20 protein-coding genes and 1 tRNA gene are annotated in these 16,349 nt (G+C 59.3%); 8 read left to right on the top strand and 13 right to left on the bottom strand.

What is annotated here, in order from left to right; translation table 11 throughout:
• Window positions 1–32: 32 nt before the first annotated feature.
• Window positions 33–665 (bottom strand): LysE family translocator, encoded by a 633-nt coding sequence (locus M5B96_RS18570; RefSeq protein WP_263859619.1) that lies wholly within the window; start codon window positions 663–665, stop codon window positions 33–35.
• Between the two features lie 281 nt (window positions 666–946).
• A complete protein-coding gene (locus M5B96_RS18575; protein ID WP_248798182.1) occupies window positions 947–1,369 on the bottom strand; it encodes a hypothetical protein in 423 nt (140 codons plus the stop codon).
• Window positions 1,370–1,973: 604 nt separating this feature from the next.
• Here M5B96_RS18575 and M5B96_RS18580 point away from each other — a divergent pair.
• The 7 genes from M5B96_RS18580 (at window position 1,974) to M5B96_RS18610 (ending at window position 5,511) form a co-directional block, all read left to right on the top strand.
• Window positions 1,974–2,288, top strand: coding sequence for a type II toxin-antitoxin system RelE/ParE family toxin (locus tag M5B96_RS18580; RefSeq protein WP_248798183.1), 315 nt, complete (start codon window positions 1,974–1,976; stop codon window positions 2,286–2,288).
• Window positions 2,289–2,290: 2 nt separating this feature from the next.
• On the top strand, window positions 2,291–2,578 hold the full coding sequence (locus M5B96_RS18585; RefSeq protein ID WP_248798184.1) for a helix-turn-helix domain-containing protein: 288 nt from the start codon (window positions 2,291–2,293) through the stop codon (window positions 2,576–2,578).
• A gap of 74 nt (window positions 2,579–2,652) precedes the next feature.
• A complete protein-coding gene (locus M5B96_RS18590) occupies window positions 2,653–3,183 on the top strand; it encodes a GNAT family N-acetyltransferase (protein ID WP_248798185.1) in 531 nt (176 codons plus the stop codon).
• Between the two features lie 105 nt (window positions 3,184–3,288).
• Window positions 3,289–3,657 (top strand): VOC family protein, encoded by a 369-nt coding sequence (locus M5B96_RS18595; protein WP_248798186.1) that lies wholly within the window; start codon window positions 3,289–3,291, stop codon window positions 3,655–3,657.
• 159 nt (window positions 3,658–3,816) lie between these two features.
• Window positions 3,817–4,491 carry a polysaccharide lyase family 7 protein gene (locus M5B96_RS18600; protein WP_248798187.1) on the top strand — a complete coding sequence of 225 codons (675 nt, stop codon included), beginning with the start codon at window positions 3,817–3,819 and terminating at the stop codon, window positions 4,489–4,491.
• 207 nt (window positions 4,492–4,698) lie between these two features.
• Window positions 4,699–5,013, top strand: a complete 315-nt coding sequence (locus M5B96_RS18605; protein ID WP_248798188.1) for a hypothetical protein — start codon at window positions 4,699–4,701, stop codon at window positions 5,011–5,013.
• Window positions 5,014–5,271: 258 nt separating this feature from the next.
• Complete coding sequence (locus M5B96_RS18610; RefSeq protein ID WP_248798189.1) at window positions 5,272–5,511, top strand: hypothetical protein; 240 nt, start codon at window positions 5,272–5,274, stop codon at window positions 5,509–5,511.
• Between the two features lie 254 nt (window positions 5,512–5,765).
• Here M5B96_RS18610 and M5B96_RS18615 read toward each other — a convergent pair whose 3' ends face one another.
• On the bottom strand, window positions 5,766–6,791 hold the full coding sequence (locus M5B96_RS18615; RefSeq protein WP_248798190.1) for a hypothetical protein: 1,026 nt from the start codon (window positions 6,789–6,791) through the stop codon (window positions 5,766–5,768).
• Window positions 6,792–7,021: 230 nt separating this feature from the next.
• Between M5B96_RS18615 and M5B96_RS18620 the strand changes: the two genes are divergently transcribed.
• The gene (locus M5B96_RS18620; RefSeq protein ID WP_248798350.1) at window positions 7,022–7,369 is read left to right on the top strand and encodes a DUF2388 domain-containing protein; all 348 of its coding nucleotides are present in this window, start codon (window positions 7,022–7,024) and stop codon (window positions 7,367–7,369) included.
• Between the two features lie 200 nt (window positions 7,370–7,569).
• On the opposite strand, the gene M5B96_RS18625 is transcribed toward M5B96_RS18620, so the two are convergent.
• From M5B96_RS18625 to M5B96_RS18670, 10 genes are all read right to left on the bottom strand, one after another.
• Complete coding sequence (locus M5B96_RS18625) at window positions 7,570–8,025, bottom strand: carboxypeptidase regulatory-like domain-containing protein (RefSeq protein WP_412548621.1); 456 nt, start codon at window positions 8,023–8,025, stop codon at window positions 7,570–7,572.
• A gap of 191 nt (window positions 8,026–8,216) precedes the next feature.
• Window positions 8,217–8,531, bottom strand: coding sequence for a DUF6694 family lipoprotein (locus M5B96_RS18630; RefSeq protein ID WP_248798191.1), 315 nt, complete (start codon window positions 8,529–8,531; stop codon window positions 8,217–8,219).
• A 176-nt stretch (window positions 8,532–8,707) separates the two neighbouring features.
• A tRNA-Cys gene (locus M5B96_RS18635) sits at window positions 8,708–8,781 on the bottom strand.
• 148 nt (window positions 8,782–8,929) lie between these two features.
• Window positions 8,930–10,384 carry an FAD/NAD(P)-binding protein gene (locus M5B96_RS18640; protein ID WP_248798192.1) on the bottom strand — a complete coding sequence of 485 codons (1,455 nt, stop codon included), beginning with the start codon at window positions 10,382–10,384 and terminating at the stop codon, window positions 8,930–8,932.
• A gap of 14 nt (window positions 10,385–10,398) precedes the next feature.
• A complete protein-coding gene (locus M5B96_RS18645; RefSeq protein WP_248798193.1) occupies window positions 10,399–11,166 on the bottom strand; it encodes an ABC transporter ATP-binding protein in 768 nt (255 codons plus the stop codon).
• A 3-nt stretch (window positions 11,167–11,169) separates the two neighbouring features.
• Window positions 11,170–12,510 (bottom strand): ABC transporter substrate-binding protein, encoded by a 1,341-nt coding sequence (locus M5B96_RS18650; protein ID WP_248798194.1) that lies wholly within the window; start codon window positions 12,508–12,510, stop codon window positions 11,170–11,172.
• A gap of 36 nt (window positions 12,511–12,546) precedes the next feature.
• Window positions 12,547–13,596: a branched-chain amino acid ABC transporter permease gene (locus M5B96_RS18655; protein WP_248798195.1), complete on the bottom strand. Its 1,050-nt coding sequence runs from the start codon at window positions 13,594–13,596 to the stop codon at window positions 12,547–12,549.
• 3 nt (window positions 13,597–13,599) lie between these two features.
• A complete protein-coding gene (locus M5B96_RS18660) occupies window positions 13,600–14,481 on the bottom strand; it encodes a branched-chain amino acid ABC transporter permease (RefSeq protein WP_248798196.1) in 882 nt (293 codons plus the stop codon).
• Complete coding sequence (locus M5B96_RS18665; RefSeq protein ID WP_248798197.1) at window positions 14,481–15,257, bottom strand: ABC transporter ATP-binding protein; 777 nt, start codon at window positions 15,255–15,257, stop codon at window positions 14,481–14,483. Before M5B96_RS18665 ends, M5B96_RS18660 begins: the two co-directional genes overlap by 1 nt.
• Window positions 15,254–16,249 (bottom strand): AMP-binding protein, encoded by a 996-nt coding sequence (locus M5B96_RS18670; protein WP_248798198.1) that lies wholly within the window; start codon window positions 16,247–16,249, stop codon window positions 15,254–15,256. Before M5B96_RS18670 ends, M5B96_RS18665 begins: the two co-directional genes overlap by 4 nt.
• Between the last annotated feature and the right edge of the window lie 100 nt (window positions 16,250–16,349).

Raw genomic sequence — 16,349 nt, forward strand, 5'->3', positions numbered from 1 at the left:
ATACGAATAGATTGGATTTTCCGGACTTCGGCTCACAAGGCTTTAGTGTTCAGCAAACGTACGCCCAGACCAATGAAAATAGCCCCTGTGGTGCGCTTCAAGGTCGCAACCCAATGTGCGGCGCTGAGGCGCTTACTGAAGCGGTAAGCGATATAGCAGTAAACCGAATGGACGATCACTACGATAGCCGCAATGGTCAGGTACATCATCAGGAACTGCCCGGGAATCGGCCGGTCATGATCAAGAAACTGCGGTAAAAAAGCGCAGAGAAAAATCAGCGTTTTGGGGTTGCTCGCGGAAACCAGAAACGCCTCCATGCCAATATTCCATTTCGAGGACGGTGGGCTGGCCTGCACCTCGGCTTCTGGCCGGGCCACTGGCGTGCGGGCCAACATCTGGCGCCCCCCAAGGTAGATCAGATAACCGGCGCCAACGACCTTTAATGCCAGGAACGCCTTGGGCACGGCAATCAGGATGGTGCCCACGCCCAGTGCCACACCGCTGGTCACCAGCAACTGGGCACCAAGGTTACCGAGAAGTGTCGCAGCCATGGCTGGAGGCCCATAGCGCAGGGCATTGCGCACGACTAAGAGTACGTTTGGGCCGGGGGACAGGGTCGTCGCCAAGTAAGCCAGAGCGAAAGTAAGCCAAAGGTGCAGTGCCAAAGGGAAAATCCTTGATCCGGACGGAATTGCGAAAGATGCTGCTAACCAGCAGCAAGGGGTGTGCCATTGCGCTCAAGGTCTCATCGCCCACAGAGTCTAGCGACTTGGTCTGAAGCGGCTGCGGGCCGTCTCTTGCAGCGCATCAAGGCTGATCCATAGGGTGGGTGCTGAGCGCATCGGAGCAATGAATACGCCGATGCGCGGGTTGAACTCAGCGACTGCCCGCCTCGTCTTTCCTAGTTTTCCGGCCGGATGATCAGAACCACCCTATGTGCGCCAGGTCAATCGGACGATAACGGGTTGGACGCAAACGTACCCTCAAGCAGGGCGTCCACCACCGCACGAGCGACCTCTACCGAATGCAGCATGCCCCAAAACAGCGCTCGTTCGACGGGGTTAGTATGCAGGCTGATTTCGTCGCCATTGAGTTCCGCTGTTTCGAGCAGATTGGAAACGTAGGTCAGGGCGTCCTGGGCATTGATGCCCGGCTGGATGGCAAATAGTGTGGGTTTGTACGGGGCTTCGGGGGTGACGGGTTTGGAGCAGGTGAACGCGAGGGTATCGAGCAAACGGGGCGTGTTTGCCGGAGCTGGCCTGGGTTCGTTGGACGGGGTATCAGGGAGTTTACGCAGGTATATCGCCCTGTCAGCGGTACTGGGGGATTTGCGAACTGTCGGCGGATCGGGGGTGATTTTCTTGGTCACGGTAAAGCTCCTCTGTTAAGAAAAGGAACTCGTCACCCCACGCTGCAAAACGAAAGGTGGCAAGCTGTACACAGGTTTGCAGACCGGAACAGAGGACCGGCAGGCCAAAGCCTCCTGCGCACAGCTCGCCATAACGCGAGCGCAAAAATGCCGCTTTCGCGGCGCTGTACGCCTCTGTAGTTCCGGGCTGCAAAACCCGTATCGCTGAATTGGCAGCGACACTTGAACAGTAGCCCTGACGTTTGGCGCACGCAATATTCTCCCATGCCTGAAACGCGTGGGAAATATCAGTTTTTTTGGAAGATTATTCCCGTGTTAATGGGACAACTGCTGAGCTGCACCTTAGGAACAAGAAATCGCCCGGATCAGGCTATCCAAAGCAACCTGACCATCAATGAGCGGTAGGCGGGACGAAGCACTTTTTCGCACCTAGGCCTGCAGTAAGCAAGAGCTCTGAACAGCACTACTGCCTAACCGGACAAGTCGCGCAAATGCTTGCGGCGAGCCATGCTGGCATAAATACACCGTTACAGAAGAGCGCGTGAACACTACCCCTGCTCAGGTATAGGATTGCACGACAGTAAGTCACTGGCGTATATTGGCTATGATATTTGTTGAAACTCCAATCTTCACCCGCCGCGTCAGGGAGCTACTTGATGACGATGCCTATGCGAGCTTTCAGAAAGCCTTGGTGCTGGCCCCGTCGGCGGGCGATGTCATTGAAGGTACTGGTGGGATCAGGAAAATCCGCGTGGCTGCCAAAGGCCATGGTAAAAGGGCCGGTGCTCGAGTGATCTACTACCACTTTGTCTCCGCATCACAGATAGCAATGCTGATGATCTACCCCAAGAATGAGCAGCAAGACCTGACCGTCGACGAACGCAAGGCGTTGAAAGCGGTCATTGAACAATGGAGATGACCATGAGCAAATTCTTTGATGAGCTGATGGAAAGCGTGCAGCAAATGGACGAAATCGTGCGTGGTGAGCGTCAGCCCTCCCGTGAATTTACTGTCGACGCCTTGCAGATCAAAGAGATTCGCAAGGCTACAGGACTGAGTCAGGCCAAGTTCGCCGCGATGATCGATGTTCAGTTGGGTACCCTACGTAACTGGGAGCAAGGCCGACGTGAGCCCACTGGTCCAGCGAAGGCACTTTTGAGGGCCATTCACAACGATCCTGTACATGTGCTCAACGCATTGGCGCTTTGACTGAGCCCTTGCCAGCCCCCTATATCGGAAGGAGCTGATCTGCGAGCGAGCAATCCAAACCTCAGGGAAAAATGATGCAAACACTCCCCATCTCTCCGTCAATTCTTGGTGAGTCCCTTGAGCTGCGCCCGCTGGAAGCCAAGGATTTCGAATCACTTTACCGCGTCGCATCCGACCCGCTGATCTGGGCTCAGCACCCGAGCCCGACGCGCTACCAGGAACCGGTCTTTCGCGAATGGTTTGACGAAGCCATCACCTCGCAGAGCGCACTGGTCGTTATCGACCGTGACAGCGACAACATAGTGGGTACCTCTCGTTACTACGAATACAGCGAGGAAACGCGCGAGGTGGCCATCGGATACACCTTTCTAGCCCGTGAAAAATGGGGAGGCCGTGCCAATGGAGAACTTAAACGCCTGATGCTCAAGCATGCCTTTCAGTGGGTCGACACCGTCTGGTTCCACGTCGCCAGTCAAAATATTCGCTCGCAGCGGGCAATGGAAAAAATCGGTGGGAAGCTCTCCCATAAATCAATAAAGCAGCTCGCTGTAGGCCAGCAAGAGAACTTTTTCTATAAAATTGAGCGCGCAACATTTGAGGGTTGATATTCGATTACTCGCTCATTTTTGGGGGGTTGGAAAAACGCTACTGCCAGAAACTGACAGAGGCCTGACGTAGAGTGAGGCCTCTCATTTCTGCCAGGTCAAATCATGAAGTTCTCGTCTGTTCGCCTCGTAACCCATCAATTTGAACAACTCGTCCAATTTTATCAAAATCTCTCGACCCACGAGCCCAGGCATCTGGCTGATGGATTCGCCGAAATCCACTTCGACGGAGTAGTCCTGGCGATAAGTGATGAACGTCTGATCCGCCTTCATAATAATGGATTGGCCGTTGCCGCAAGCAATCGCTCGGCAATCCTTGAGTTTCAAGTGGATGATGTCGAGGCCGTGCAACTTCGGATCAGTGGCGCGGACATCGTGATGCCAATAACGGTAATGCCATGGGGCAATACCTCTCTCCTGCTCCGTGACCCAGATGAAAACCTGGTAAATATCTTTTCAAAACCATCAAGTTGATCCCAAAGGCGAGCCGCTTGGACGCGGTAGGAATCAAGGGTGTCGCGAGGCTCTACGCCCTCTCTCAACCAACCCTGATGCGGACAAAACCGTGGTCTATAATCGCTCATCAGCAGGAAGCTACCCTCTTCACTATCCCCCATGACAAGGACGACAATCATGACTGTAGATATCAGTAACTTCGACATTGCCACCCCGTTGCCGACATCCGCTACCAACCCGGTAGCACTTGAGTTGAACGGCACCAAGGCTTTGGAAGAGTGCCCTAGCGTGATCATCCGGCTGCCCGATGGATCTATTCAGCTCACGGCCCCCACCAAGGGCGCATCGAGCAAGAGCACGCATCGAACGCGCTGCGAATGGAAAGAATCGATTTACTGGACCCTGCTTAGTGCTGCCAACCATTGGAACCGGCAAGAGACAACCCTGGTAAAGGTAAACTCTGCCCAGAAGGTAGTGGTTTCACAGATGCACGTTCAGGACGATGTAGATCCGGCAATCAAGGTGTTCTGGGAAAAAGGTTCGCTGACTTATGCGTTTCGAAAGGACTTCAACGGGGCCGATCCAACACCTGTATTTCTGTTGGGTAACGTTGCGTTAGGTGCCAAGTTCAAAGTAAGCATCCATAGCACGTCTACAGGCGCTGTTGTCGTAAGCGCCAGCATCGGCGCCCAGTCCGCCTCCTCTCCAACGCTTCAATTGGGAAGCTCCTGGCTATCCAAATCCTTCGACTTCCATGGTGGCATTTACAACCAGATTGACTATACGGATGCCACGCCCGCCACCGATGGCTCGATTTGCATTATCAGCCGGCTGTCCGTGACTCACGTTTAATCTGCACTCAGGCTCTTCATGATACTGCTGCCGTTGTCGCTGCACTGACTACCGACAATGGCACCGGAGAAGCTCGTAGCACACAACCAGCTTCCATATAAAATAAAATGTCATATGAAAAAACATAAAAATTCTAATAACATACAACTGAGCGATTATATTTTTTCAGGTAGTTGTTAATATTTATTACTTCCTGATGAAACCAGGATGAGCAACTTCGCTGAAGAACTTAACAATATTCCTACTGGTGAATACCTTCGCATCTGGGGACAATTTCCTGGGGCCATGTCGCCCCAATGCATACAGGGCAAACTGAGAAATGTAGACACCCAGGCCGGAAAAGCCTTTCTTGAGTCGACGACCTACAGCGGCCAGATAAATGAAGTCCCCATAGGCGGATTCACCTCTATCCAAAGAGGTTACACAGGGTCTGGAGCGTCAGGGCCAGTACAGAAACCGGACAAAGCTTTCAATCCCAACTCTGGCGAATGGCAAGACAAAACCTTTAAGGACTACATCTGAGATCAAAAAAATCATGGGCGGGCGGCGCAAGGTTGAATGCGCGATCCTGGCCGCAGGAAAAATAATGAGCTGGCCCGGCACCTGATTGCCGGGCCAGTGTTGCACTACAACAACGCGGTAGACGGCATTCCTAAAGCGCCCAGGCAAGAAAAATAGCTTATGAGGACGTTCATTAAGGTCGCGACACCATCGAATAATTGGTGCACCGTGTCCTACTCCCACGAACACATCGCAGACCAATTTTTATCTGGACGTCACATGACACCCAACGCAGAACTCTACAACCCCTCCACCGAATATGCCGACAAGCTGATTTCGCGCATCGGACAAACACCCTCCTGGATCGCAAAACGCATCGGCGTGACCGACAAGCGCATTCGATACATCCTGGATGGTGAAAGGACCGTCAAGGGAGAAACCACCGCCATTCAGATGACGTACCCCGAGCAGTTTGCCCTTGAGTGCCTTGCCGCAGAGGCGAGTGCCAGGAAGAAATAGGCGCTGATCGAACTGACTGTTGGATCCGCAGGGACTGACCCCGAGCTGCAACATGTTTTGATCATTGGCTAAACATGTCACGGTGATCGATGGGGACTAAGGCGCCTTGCACACTTTCGCAGCGACCGGATCGTTCGGGATGAACGGGTCCGGCGCGCAGGCTTCAGGACCAGGTACCCACGCCGCCAGGGATGATCGTCGACCAGATTCCAGCGATGCCACGACCGCTTGATCCACACAGGTGCCCGACAGGGTCACTGTGGGGTAATCACCAACCAGTCGATCACCCCGACCTCACTGTTGGCCTTGATGCTCACCGAAGCCTCAGCGCCGCGCCGCTGGAGGATGGAGCGGCCCTGGGCGACCTTTTCACCCGTGCGCAGACTGACCGCGTCCTGTTCACCGGAAGGACTGAACAGCCAAGCGCCACGGGCATCTCCCCGTACTCGCGTGCCCGTCGGGTAATGCCAGTCCCCCAGCGTGGCGGGCTGTGCCAACTGCCCCTCCCAACGCTCGGGCCGAAGCTGTGGATCGAGGGTCATGCGCAACGCGGCCAATTGAAGTCCATCGAGGGCAATGTCCAGGTTGTCCGCGTCCTCGGCCCTCAGCATCCACCCCGAACCGGCGCCATGCAGCACCGTACCCGCCGGCCAGTTCACACCGGCAATGCTCACGCCAGGGACCAGGTCGCACCCGGAGAAATGCCAACGGCTTGGCCTGTAGGTATCCTCCATTTCCCGCTTGAAGCTCACCCAACTGCCAGCGACACAGTGCCAGCCTTGCACGAAGTGGTCTTGCTCCAGGTGGACACGGGAGTTGTCATAGTCCGGCGCAAAATCGATCGCCACCACTGGCAACCCCAGAACCTCTAGGGATGCGGGCAGCTCAATGGACTTCAAGCTTTCAAGACCATGTGCCTGGGGCTTTCCGTCCCAACTCTGGGGTTCCAAGGTACCGATATGGGCCTGGCTGCCCGCTGGAAAATCCAGCTCGCCCAGGTGCAGATCCGCCTGCAGTCGAGGGTTCAGCGCCTGTTGCCGGGCCTGCTGCTCATCATCGATACGCTGGAAGTCCCGCCACATCACTCCGCCCAGCCAGACAAACATCAGGGCCACCGCGATAAAGCACGCATAACGCCGAGGATTGCGCCGCAGATGACGGCGCGTCGGCGCGAACAGCAAGGCAGCCAGGACCCACAGCAACCCGATACCGCTCAGCGCGGCCAGCAATACCAGTAGGAAAATCAACAGAATGACGGACGGATCAGGACCGAAGATCATCGAAACCAGATGCTCACAGGGGCGGTATTGAAAGTGGACGCCACCTTACCATGGCCCAGAAAATGCGGAAAATGGCGGCTGATTTACGTTCACGTCCTTATCACGATGACGGAAAAATAAACCTTCCCTTTCACCCGTCCCCTTTCATCCTCAGGGAACTCCTAGCTGGCACCGCCCGTCCAAAAGTATATGACAGGCCATTTAGGCTTCGTAGTTTTGGAGGACACGCCATGCGCCGTATATTCCTCATCCCGTTACTAACGCTTTGTCTGCCCTTTGGCTCGGCCATGGCTCACAGACCCGATATAGATGCGGGCGATGTTGCTACCTCAGCAGGGATTTCCGTGTCGCTTTACTCCACGTTGCGGGACCACAAGATCACGACCCCTGTCCGCGATGACGCCTCCAGCTTCATCGCCAGTGGAGGAGCGATTCGCGGTGCCTATCTGGAGTCAGAGCTGGATCAGATTCGATATGACCACCCTGGCCTCAAGGCGAGTGATGACGAGCTGGCCAATGCAATCCTCATTCAATATGAGATACCTGCTGGTCAGCAGGACGTGGGCGCAAGCCAGTAGCAGGACTTCCTGGGAAGGCATATCTGGGCGGGCGTGCGCGCTCCTGTCCGGAGTCTTTGGACCGAAAACGAGTATTCGCCAGGCCGGACAAATCCCAAAACCCACAAAGCCCAGCCCGGGGCTGCATTGCAGCCTCGGGCTGGGCTTTTTTGCGAGCTATAACGCTTGAAGAAGTACCAATGACCTCCTGGCATCAGCGACTATGTCGCATCGCTCCAGTGGAGATTCAGATCACGAACAGCTCCGCCTTTGAGCTCAACGGTACTTCGTTGTTCCTGCCCATTACGAGTAGCGACGATGACATACTTTCCCGGTGACAAGTCAGCGTAAACGATAGGGCCGACCTCATTCAGCCTCAGCAGCGCATGCCCTTGCATGTTCTGGATCGTCACGTCGATATCCGGCACATATTCATTGCCCGGACCGGTGGAGAAGGTCATATGCAGGTTGTATCCCTTGGCCTGCTGAATGGCCCTCGTTTCATCGAGACCGATACCGCCGGACAGGTAGGCGATTCCGTTTTGCTGTTGTTGTTCCAACTGCACCGCGGAGGGGTCTATCGGCTCGTTACTGACCGCCTGCCTTGCCGTGGCAGACAGGCCGGTCAACGCAGCCATGACGGCTGCCGATACCGCAAGTAAGCGCAAGGTTTTCATGATGACGACTCCCGGGCTCGTACAGAACCCATGCATGGATGCCACCACTGAGAGCTATGCCATATAACGGTGGCATCCCGATTTAAGTCTCCCCCTTGTACTGTTGATCCCCCAGGTTCGAAAAAGTTTATTTTCACGCATTGCCTGGCAGTGGCACCCGTGCCCTGCAGCGCCTTGATCTCCAGCCAGGCCTACTCCTTTTGTTTTTTCTCCCTTTCAACACGAATGTTGTTGGCCAATGCGTGCAATTCGGCTGCGGTCTTGCCGTTCATGCTCGAATCGATCTCCTGCTGCATGACGTCCGCCGACTTGTTCACAAGATCTATTTTGCTCAAGGTAATCAGCATCAGGTCGGCCGCGAACTGCTTCTTTTCCTCGGGAGAAAGCTTTTCAGCCACTTTTTTCGTGGACTCCTGCAACGTCGCCTCTGTTGTGGCATCGAGCCTGGGGTCCCCACAACCCGCCAACAGCACAGCCACCAGCCCAACGAGCAACATCCGTTTCATCTGATTTCATCCATAAAAAAACCGACTTTAGCAAAAGGCCACTACCCCGTCGCCTTCAACAGGTGCGCTTATGATTTTAAGGATGCCCAGCGGCGGAGATGCCTGGAAAGCGGCTGAAACGCTACTTTCCAGGCAAAAAAAAGCCCCGTAGACGAGTCTACGGGGCTTTTGAATAGTGGAGGCCGAGGTCGGAATCGAACCGGCGTAGATGGATTTGCAATCCACTGCATAACCATTTTGCTACTCGGCCTCAGGTCGAATCGAGCGCCCTTGCAAGACTGGCTTGCCGCAACTCCTTGATTCTTCAGCGTTCGCGACGTTGCCGTCCGAGCTGATGGCGCGCATTATGTCCTAGTTGAATGACACTGGCAACCCCCTGAATTCTAATAATTTTTAGGTCAGCCCCGGTCTTTCTGCACCGCCGTCAGCCGTGCCAGACGCGCCGCCAATGCCTTCGCCTGGCTGGCCACATCAGTCACCGCGGTGCTCTCCCACCACATGCCGCGCAACGGTGGCCCCATGGCGAACAGCCGCGTGGAGACAGCGCCCTCGGCATCCACCACCGCACCGCCGACATCCGCCGCAATCCCCAAAGCCAGCGGCCCCGGCCGGATCAGTCGCCGCGCCAGCAATTGCTGCGGCAATGGGCGATCCACCCGGCGCCAGTCATATTCAATGCCGGTGGAGTTGATCAAGGCCGCTCCCGTGACCGTACGCGTCTGCGATTCCCCCCGTGGGCGGATGGAAATACTCACCTGCCCGTCCCGTGGCTCGTCCAACCCCTTGAGCGACGCCGCTTCGATGGTCAACCGCCCCTCCTTGTACAAACGCTCCACCAGCTCGGCACTCAACGGCGGTGAACGGTGATGATGGCTCTCCCACCACGGCCGCACATGCCGGACAAACTGCCGACGCTGAACATCACTGGCCTGACTCCAGAGCCGCCCGATATGCGCCCGCACCGTGTCCAGCGGTGCCTGCCAGTCAATCCCGGCCTCCAACGCGAAGATGCATTGGCGACGCACCTCGCGCAACAACTGCCGTGGACTGCGAATACTCTGATCGGCTGCCAGGAAATCCACCCAGGTCGGTGGCTGGCGCCGTACATGGGGCAACAGCCCGTGCCGGGAAATCACCCGGATCGGCCCACGATGCCCAGCCTGTTCCAATGAAACCACGGCATCGACCATGGTCAGCCCGGAACCGATGATCAGCACCGTCCCTTGCGGATCGATCCGCGACATGCTCGCCACATCCCAAGGGTCCACCGCCGCCGCGTTCAAGCCGCTGGATTGTTTCTGCCGGGTGCGCGCCGCCGGGAACATGCCGGTCGCCAGCACCGCACTGGCACCTTCCAGTTGCCGGCCATCGGCCAATGTCAGCAGCACACCGTCACTGTCGCTTTGCAGATCGACCACTTCACCCCGCACATGCTCGGCCGTCGAGCCCCAGGTCGCGCCCTGCTCGCGGGCTTCAGCCAGGCGCTGCTGGACATAAAGACCAAAGATCCCCCGGGGCATGAACAACTCGCTGACCGGCACATGCTGCTGGTCCGACTCCGGCCAACCACCGTCGGCGATATAAGCCTGCAACCACTGCGTCAGGTCATCGGCATTGTCGGGGTCGACGCTCATCCGCGCCGCATTGCCGTTCAACGTATGCCCCAGTTCCGTGGCGCTGTACGCCTCGCCCCGGCCCAATTCGGCACGCGGCTCGACGATCAGGATCCGCCGCTGTCCCGGCAGGCGCAGCAATTGCACCGCCAGCATCGCACCGCTCAGGCCCCCGCCGACAATCAACACATCGGCAGCCGGGATGGCGTCTGTCGCCTGTCCGCTCAGGGTTTCACTCATTCTTCACGCTCTTGTCAGTGCTTGCCCAGGTAGAAGTCGTGCAAGTCGCCCCTGGCCAGCAATTCATCCGCCGTACCGCTGAGAACCACCCGGCCGGTGTCGAGCACATGGGCCTGGGTTGCGTACTTCAACGCTACATTAATGTTTTGCTCGGCAATCAGGAAGCTGACCTGCTGCTCAAGATTGAGCTGAGCGACGATCTCGTAGATCTCCTGGACGATAATAGGCGCCAGGCCCATGGAAGGCTCGTCGAGCAAGACCAAAGTCGGCCGCGTCATCAAGGCCCGGCCAATGGCGACCATCTGCTGCTCGCCACCGGAGGTCAGTCCGGCCTGGGTCTTGCGCTTGGTTTTCAGGCGCGGGAACCAGGCATATGTCCGCTCCAGGTCCTCCTGCATCTGCCGCCGACTCAGGCCACGGACAAACCCGCCGCTGCGCAGGTTGTCCTCCACCGTCAGTTGCCCGAATACATGCCGCCCCTCCAGCACATGCACCAGGCCGTCGCGCACGCGCTGGCTCGGCTCGACCGCCAGGCTGTCACGCCCCTGGAAGTGGATGCCGCCGCGGGTGACCTGCGCCCGCTCGGCCCGCACCAGCCCGGAGATCGCCTTGAGGGTAGTGCTTTTGCCGGCACCGTTGGCCCCGAGCAAGGCGACGATGCCGCCCTTGGGCACACTCAGGGAAACCCCGGACACCGCCAGGATCGTCCGGTCATAGATCACCTCGATATCCGAAACCTGCAACAGCGGCGCACCACTGGCTTCAAGCGCGGGCTGGCCCATGGCTTACTCGCCTGCCGCGCAGGTGCGCGGGGTCAGGTGTTTTTCCGTGGCGAAGGCCGCCGACTTCTCGTCGATCAACGGTCGCAACAATGCGCGATCCGCCGCGATCCAGTCACTGACCAGGCTCCAGTGGCTGCCGTCCCATTGCTGGACCCGCGCCGAACCGCCGCCCTCATGGTCGCTGCAAGACAGTTTCAGGTTCTGCATCAGGCCGTAGAAGCCCATGGCCTTGAGCCGCGCATCGTCGATATCCAGGTGCTCCAGGCCCCAGCGGCCTTCTTCGCCATGCAATGGGCGCTTGCCGAACTTGGCCTGGCCGGTGCGAATCGCTTCCACCGCAATCGCCGCGTTCACCAACCCGGAGTTGTAGTAGACGCTGCCGAAGTTGCCCAGGTCCTTGAGGTCGCTCTTGCCCTTGTCGAGGATGTACTGCTTGAGGCGCTTGTGGATCTCGAAGTCAGCACCCGCCGGGTAAGGCGTCAACGCCAGGTAACCCTTGGCCGCCGCACCCGCCGGCAACACGTCCTCGCTGGAACTGGCCCAGATATCGCCGACGATATGGTCCACCGGGAAGCCAAAGCGCGCGGCGGTCTTGACCGCCACCGGCGTCGACACGCCCCAGGTGCGCAGGAATACCCAGTCCGGATTGAGCTGGCGAATCTGTCGCCACTGCGCCGACTGTTCGTTGCCCGGATCGGCCACCGGAATCTGGATATTCTCGAAACCGTATTTTTCCGCCAGCAGCTTCAACGGCCCGAGGGTTTCGCGGCCATAGGCCGAGTCGTGGTAGACGGTGGCGATCTTCTTGCCCTTGAGCTTGTCGAACCCGCCTTCGCGCTGGGCGATGTAGTTCACCAGGGTCGAGGCTTCGCTGTAGAAGGTCAGCATCACCGGGAAGTTATAGGGGAAGACCTTGCCGTCGGTGGCTTCGGTGCGCCCGTAACCAAGGGTGATCAGCGGGATCTTGTCGACTTCCGCACGCTCGCTCAGGGCATAGGCCGCCGGTGCGCCGTTGGGCTGATAGACCGCCACTGGCGCGCCATCCAGGCCGTTCTTGAAACGCTCGTAGCACTCGATGCCCTTCTCCGCCGTCCATTCGGTCTCGCACTCCTGCCAGACCAGCTTGACGCCGTTGATCCCGCCTTCCACCTCGTTGATGTAGTTGAGGTAGTCGATCATCCCGGCCCAGACCTGCACGCCGCTGGAGGCATAGGCGCCGACCCGGTAGGTGGCCAGGGGAAAGAATTGCTGGTCGGGCGAGGCCTGGGCCATCGGCGCCGCCGTACCGAGCACCGCCAGGGTCAGGGCCGCAGCCGTCATTGAACGTTTGAAAAGTGCACGCATGGTGGAATCGTTCTCCAGGGAGGGGAAGTCGGGAAGTCAGAAGCGCAACGGCCAGTGCCGGAGCCGTTCGCGGGTATTGCCCAGCAGGCGGATCAGCCCTTCCGGCTCCTTGATCAGGAACAGGATGATCAGCACGCCGAAGATGATTTTCTGCAGGTTCTGCAACTGCCCGGCATCCACCGCTCCGCCGAGCATGGCCTGGCCGAGGTGGCTGAGGAAGATCGGCAGCAGGCAGATAAAGGCCGCGCCGACAAAGTTGCCGGCGATGCTGCCCATGCCGCCGATAATGATGATGAAGAGGATCTGGAACGAGCGATTGATATCAAAGCTGCCGGCGCTCGCCATACCCAGGTAGGCGAACGCCCACAGCGCGCCGGCGATGCCCAGGTAGAAGGAGCTGACGGCAAACGCCAGGCGCTTGTAGCGCGCCACCGGAATGCCGATCACCGCCGCGGCGGTGTCCATGTCGCGGATCGCCATCCAGTTGCGCCCGGTCTGGCTGTTCACCAGGTTGCGCGCCACCCAGGTCAGCAGCAGCACCGTGACCAGGGTCAGCAGGTAGCGGCCGACCGGGGTATTCAGGTCATGCCCGAGCAACGCCAGGCTCGGCGCGGAAATGGTCCCGGACGAGCCGTAGTTGTAGAACCAGGGAAACTTGACGAACAACCACTCGAGGAAAAACTGCGCGGCCAGGGTGGTGACCATCAGGTAGAAGCCCTTGATCCGTGAACTGGGCAGGCCGAACAGGAAGCCCACCAGGCCGCTGATAATGCCGCCACCAAGCAGTGCCACAGGCAGGCCCAGTTCCGGCAGGCGCAGCAGAAAGCCGTAGGTGGCAAAGGCTCCCACCGCCATGAAGCCCGCCGCGCCGACCGAGGTCTGCCCGGTGTAGCCGGTCAGCAGGTTAAGCCCGAGTCCGGCCAGGGACAGCACCAGGAACGGGATCAGGATCGCGCCCAGCCAATAATCGTTGCCCACCAGCGGCACCACGCCAAAGGCCAGCACCAGCAGGCCGAGCAACGACCACGGCAGGCGCCGTTCAATCAGCACCCAGGGTGCCGTTTCACTCATCACGGGAACAGACATGCTTCAGACTCGCTCGATGGCCCGCTCGCCGAACAGGCCGGCCGGGCGGATATACAGGAAGGCCAGCGCCAGGACATAGGCGAACCAGGGAGTGATGCCGCCGCCGATCAGCGGCCCGATATAGACTTCGGCGAGGTTCTCGCAAGCGCCGACGATCAGCCCGCCGACAATTGCCCCGCCGATCGAGGTGAAGCCACCGATGATCAATACCGGCAAGGCCTTGAGCACCACCAGCGACAGGGAAAACTGCACCCCCTGGCGCGCGCCCCAGAGCAGGCCCGCCACCAGGCCGACACAGCCGGCCACCGCCCAGACGATCTGCCAGATTCGATTGAGGTTGATGCCGATGGACAGCGCCGCCGTGGTGTCGTCGGCCACCGCCCGCAGCGATACGCCGATCCGGGTCTTGTTGAACAGCAGCGCCAGGACCACCACCAGGACCACGGCGGCAGCGGCGGCAATCAGGTCGAACTGGCTGAGCATCACCCCGTGGACAAACAGCGGCACGTCGTCGATGCCCAGGTCCAGTGCGCGCACCTGGGAGCCCATCAGCCCTTGCGCCAGGCCTTCGATAATGAACGACAGGCCCAGGGTCGCCATGAACAGGGTGATCTGCGAACGGTTGACCAGCGGCCGCAATACCAGGCGCTCGATCAGCAGCGCGCCGATCACCATCACTCCCACCGCCAGCAGCAGCGCCAGGGCAAACGGCACGCCTTGGTCATGCAGGCTGACAAAGGTCAGAGCGGCGAACAACAGCATCGAGCCCTGGGCAAAATTGAACACACCGCTGGCCTTGTAGATCAGCACGAAGCCGATGGCAACCAGGGAATAGAGGGTCCCGGCGAGCAAACCGCCGATCAGGGTTTCAAGGAAAAACGCCATCAGTGCGCCGCTCCCAGGTAGGCCGCGATCACCTCGGGATTGCCCTGCACCTCGGCCGGCGTGCCGTCGCCGACCTTGCGCCCGTAATCGAGCACCACCACATGATCGGACAAGCCCATCACCACCCCCATGTCATGTTCGATCAGCACCACGGTGGTGCCGAGGTCGCGATTGACGTCGGCGATAAACCGCGCCATTTCCTGTTTTTCTTCGGCGTTCATGCCGGCCATCGGTTCGTCCAGCAACAACAGCGTGGGTCCGGCGATCAGGGCCCTCCCCAGTTCCACGCGTTTTTGCCGGCCATAGGACAAGGTGCCCACCGGCACGTCGCGCACGGCCTGCAGTTCCAGTAACTGGAGAATGTGTTGGGCCTTGAGGCGAAAAGCCTCGGCTTCCCGCCGCGCCCGGGGCAGGCCCAGGGCCTGTTCGAGAAAGTGGCTGCGCATATGCCGCGACAGCCCGGTCAGGAGGTTGTCGATCACGCTCATCTTCTTGAACAGCGCATTGTTCTGGAAGGTCCGGCCAATACCGCGACGGGCCGCGTCCAGGGGATCGATGCGGCGAAAGCGCTGCCGCTCGAAGACGATCTCGCCGCTGTCAAAGCGGTAGACCCCGTTCAACAGGTTGAGCAGCGAGCTCTTGCCCGCGCCGTTGGGCCCGATCAGGGCGCAGATCTCCCCGCGCCGCACGTCGAACGACAGTTCGTTGATCGCCTTCACGCCCTTGAACGACAGCGACACGCCGCGCACTTGCAGAATCGGTTCGAGGGTACTCATGCGCTTTTCCGTCCCGAGGCATCGACCCGCCATTGCTTGAAGGCCACCGGTACGTTCGATGGTGTTGCCGGTTGCCAGATGTATTGCAGGCGCTGAAAGCCCAGCAAGCGCCGCACACGTTGCTTGAGCAAACGGGCCACGAGCCGTTCGGGATGGGCCAGCGCCCACTCGCACAGGCGTCGGCGCCAACTCCCCGGAGGGGCCAGGCGCTGGTCGATTTCATCGGCCAATACCTGCAGGCGCTCCGCTGACAGCAGCAATCCGGACGGCGCGACTTCGCGCCGATCGCGGCTGGCACTGTCGCGGCTCTCCGGGAAGGCCAGGCCGTGGCCGCTGTTCAGCCATTGCTCCAGCACCACGCCCAAGCCGCCCGGCCAATGGCTGTCCTCTTCACTCCATAACTGCGGCTGGGTAGTCGCTGCGCGCCACAACACCAGCGGACGGGGCGCCTGGCCGTCGCCACTGAGGCCGGCGAAGGCAAGCACGCTTTGCCTCGGTGAGCCCGGCAGGCGTCCCGGTAGCTGATTGCCGATCAGCACCGCGGGGGCCGCGCTTGAATCGCCGGCGTCCAGCCAGTCGAGCAGTTGCTGGCGAGTGTCGACAAAACCGTGGCTGGGTTGCAGGCGCCAGAAAGCCTGGCCGAGGGCCTCGGCACTCAGGTCCGGGGCCAGGCCAAGGATCTGACCACCGATGGAATGGGCCGCCAGTGCCAGCAGCAACAGGTTCGGTTCCAGGGTGCCGCTGACGGCCAGCCGCGAGTCGGCGCTGAAGCCCTGCTGGCGCAGGCCGTCGGCCAGGCGCTCGACTTCGCGCAAGGCATCGATCCAGCGCCAGCTGTGCCATTGTCCGTGGCGCTTGTGGCGCAAGGCCTCCTGCAACGGACTGACCTGGGCCCAGTGGCGCAGTTGCTCAAGGGCACCGGGGAAGATCGAGACCGTTTCAGGGTGCGGCGGATGGATGACGGGCGGACGTTTCAGTTCATGCACGCTCATGGCGGAACCTCGTTCAGTCGTTTGGCGTGCGGTGGTCCGCTGGCGTCTGTGAAGTACAGGTTTGTTTGTGAAGACACTGGCGCTCTCAAGGGCGCCTTCG

This window comes from Pseudomonas sp. MWU13-2105 (assembly GCF_023242315.1).
Lineage (GTDB): Bacteria > Pseudomonadota > Gammaproteobacteria > Pseudomonadales > Pseudomonadaceae > Aquipseudomonas.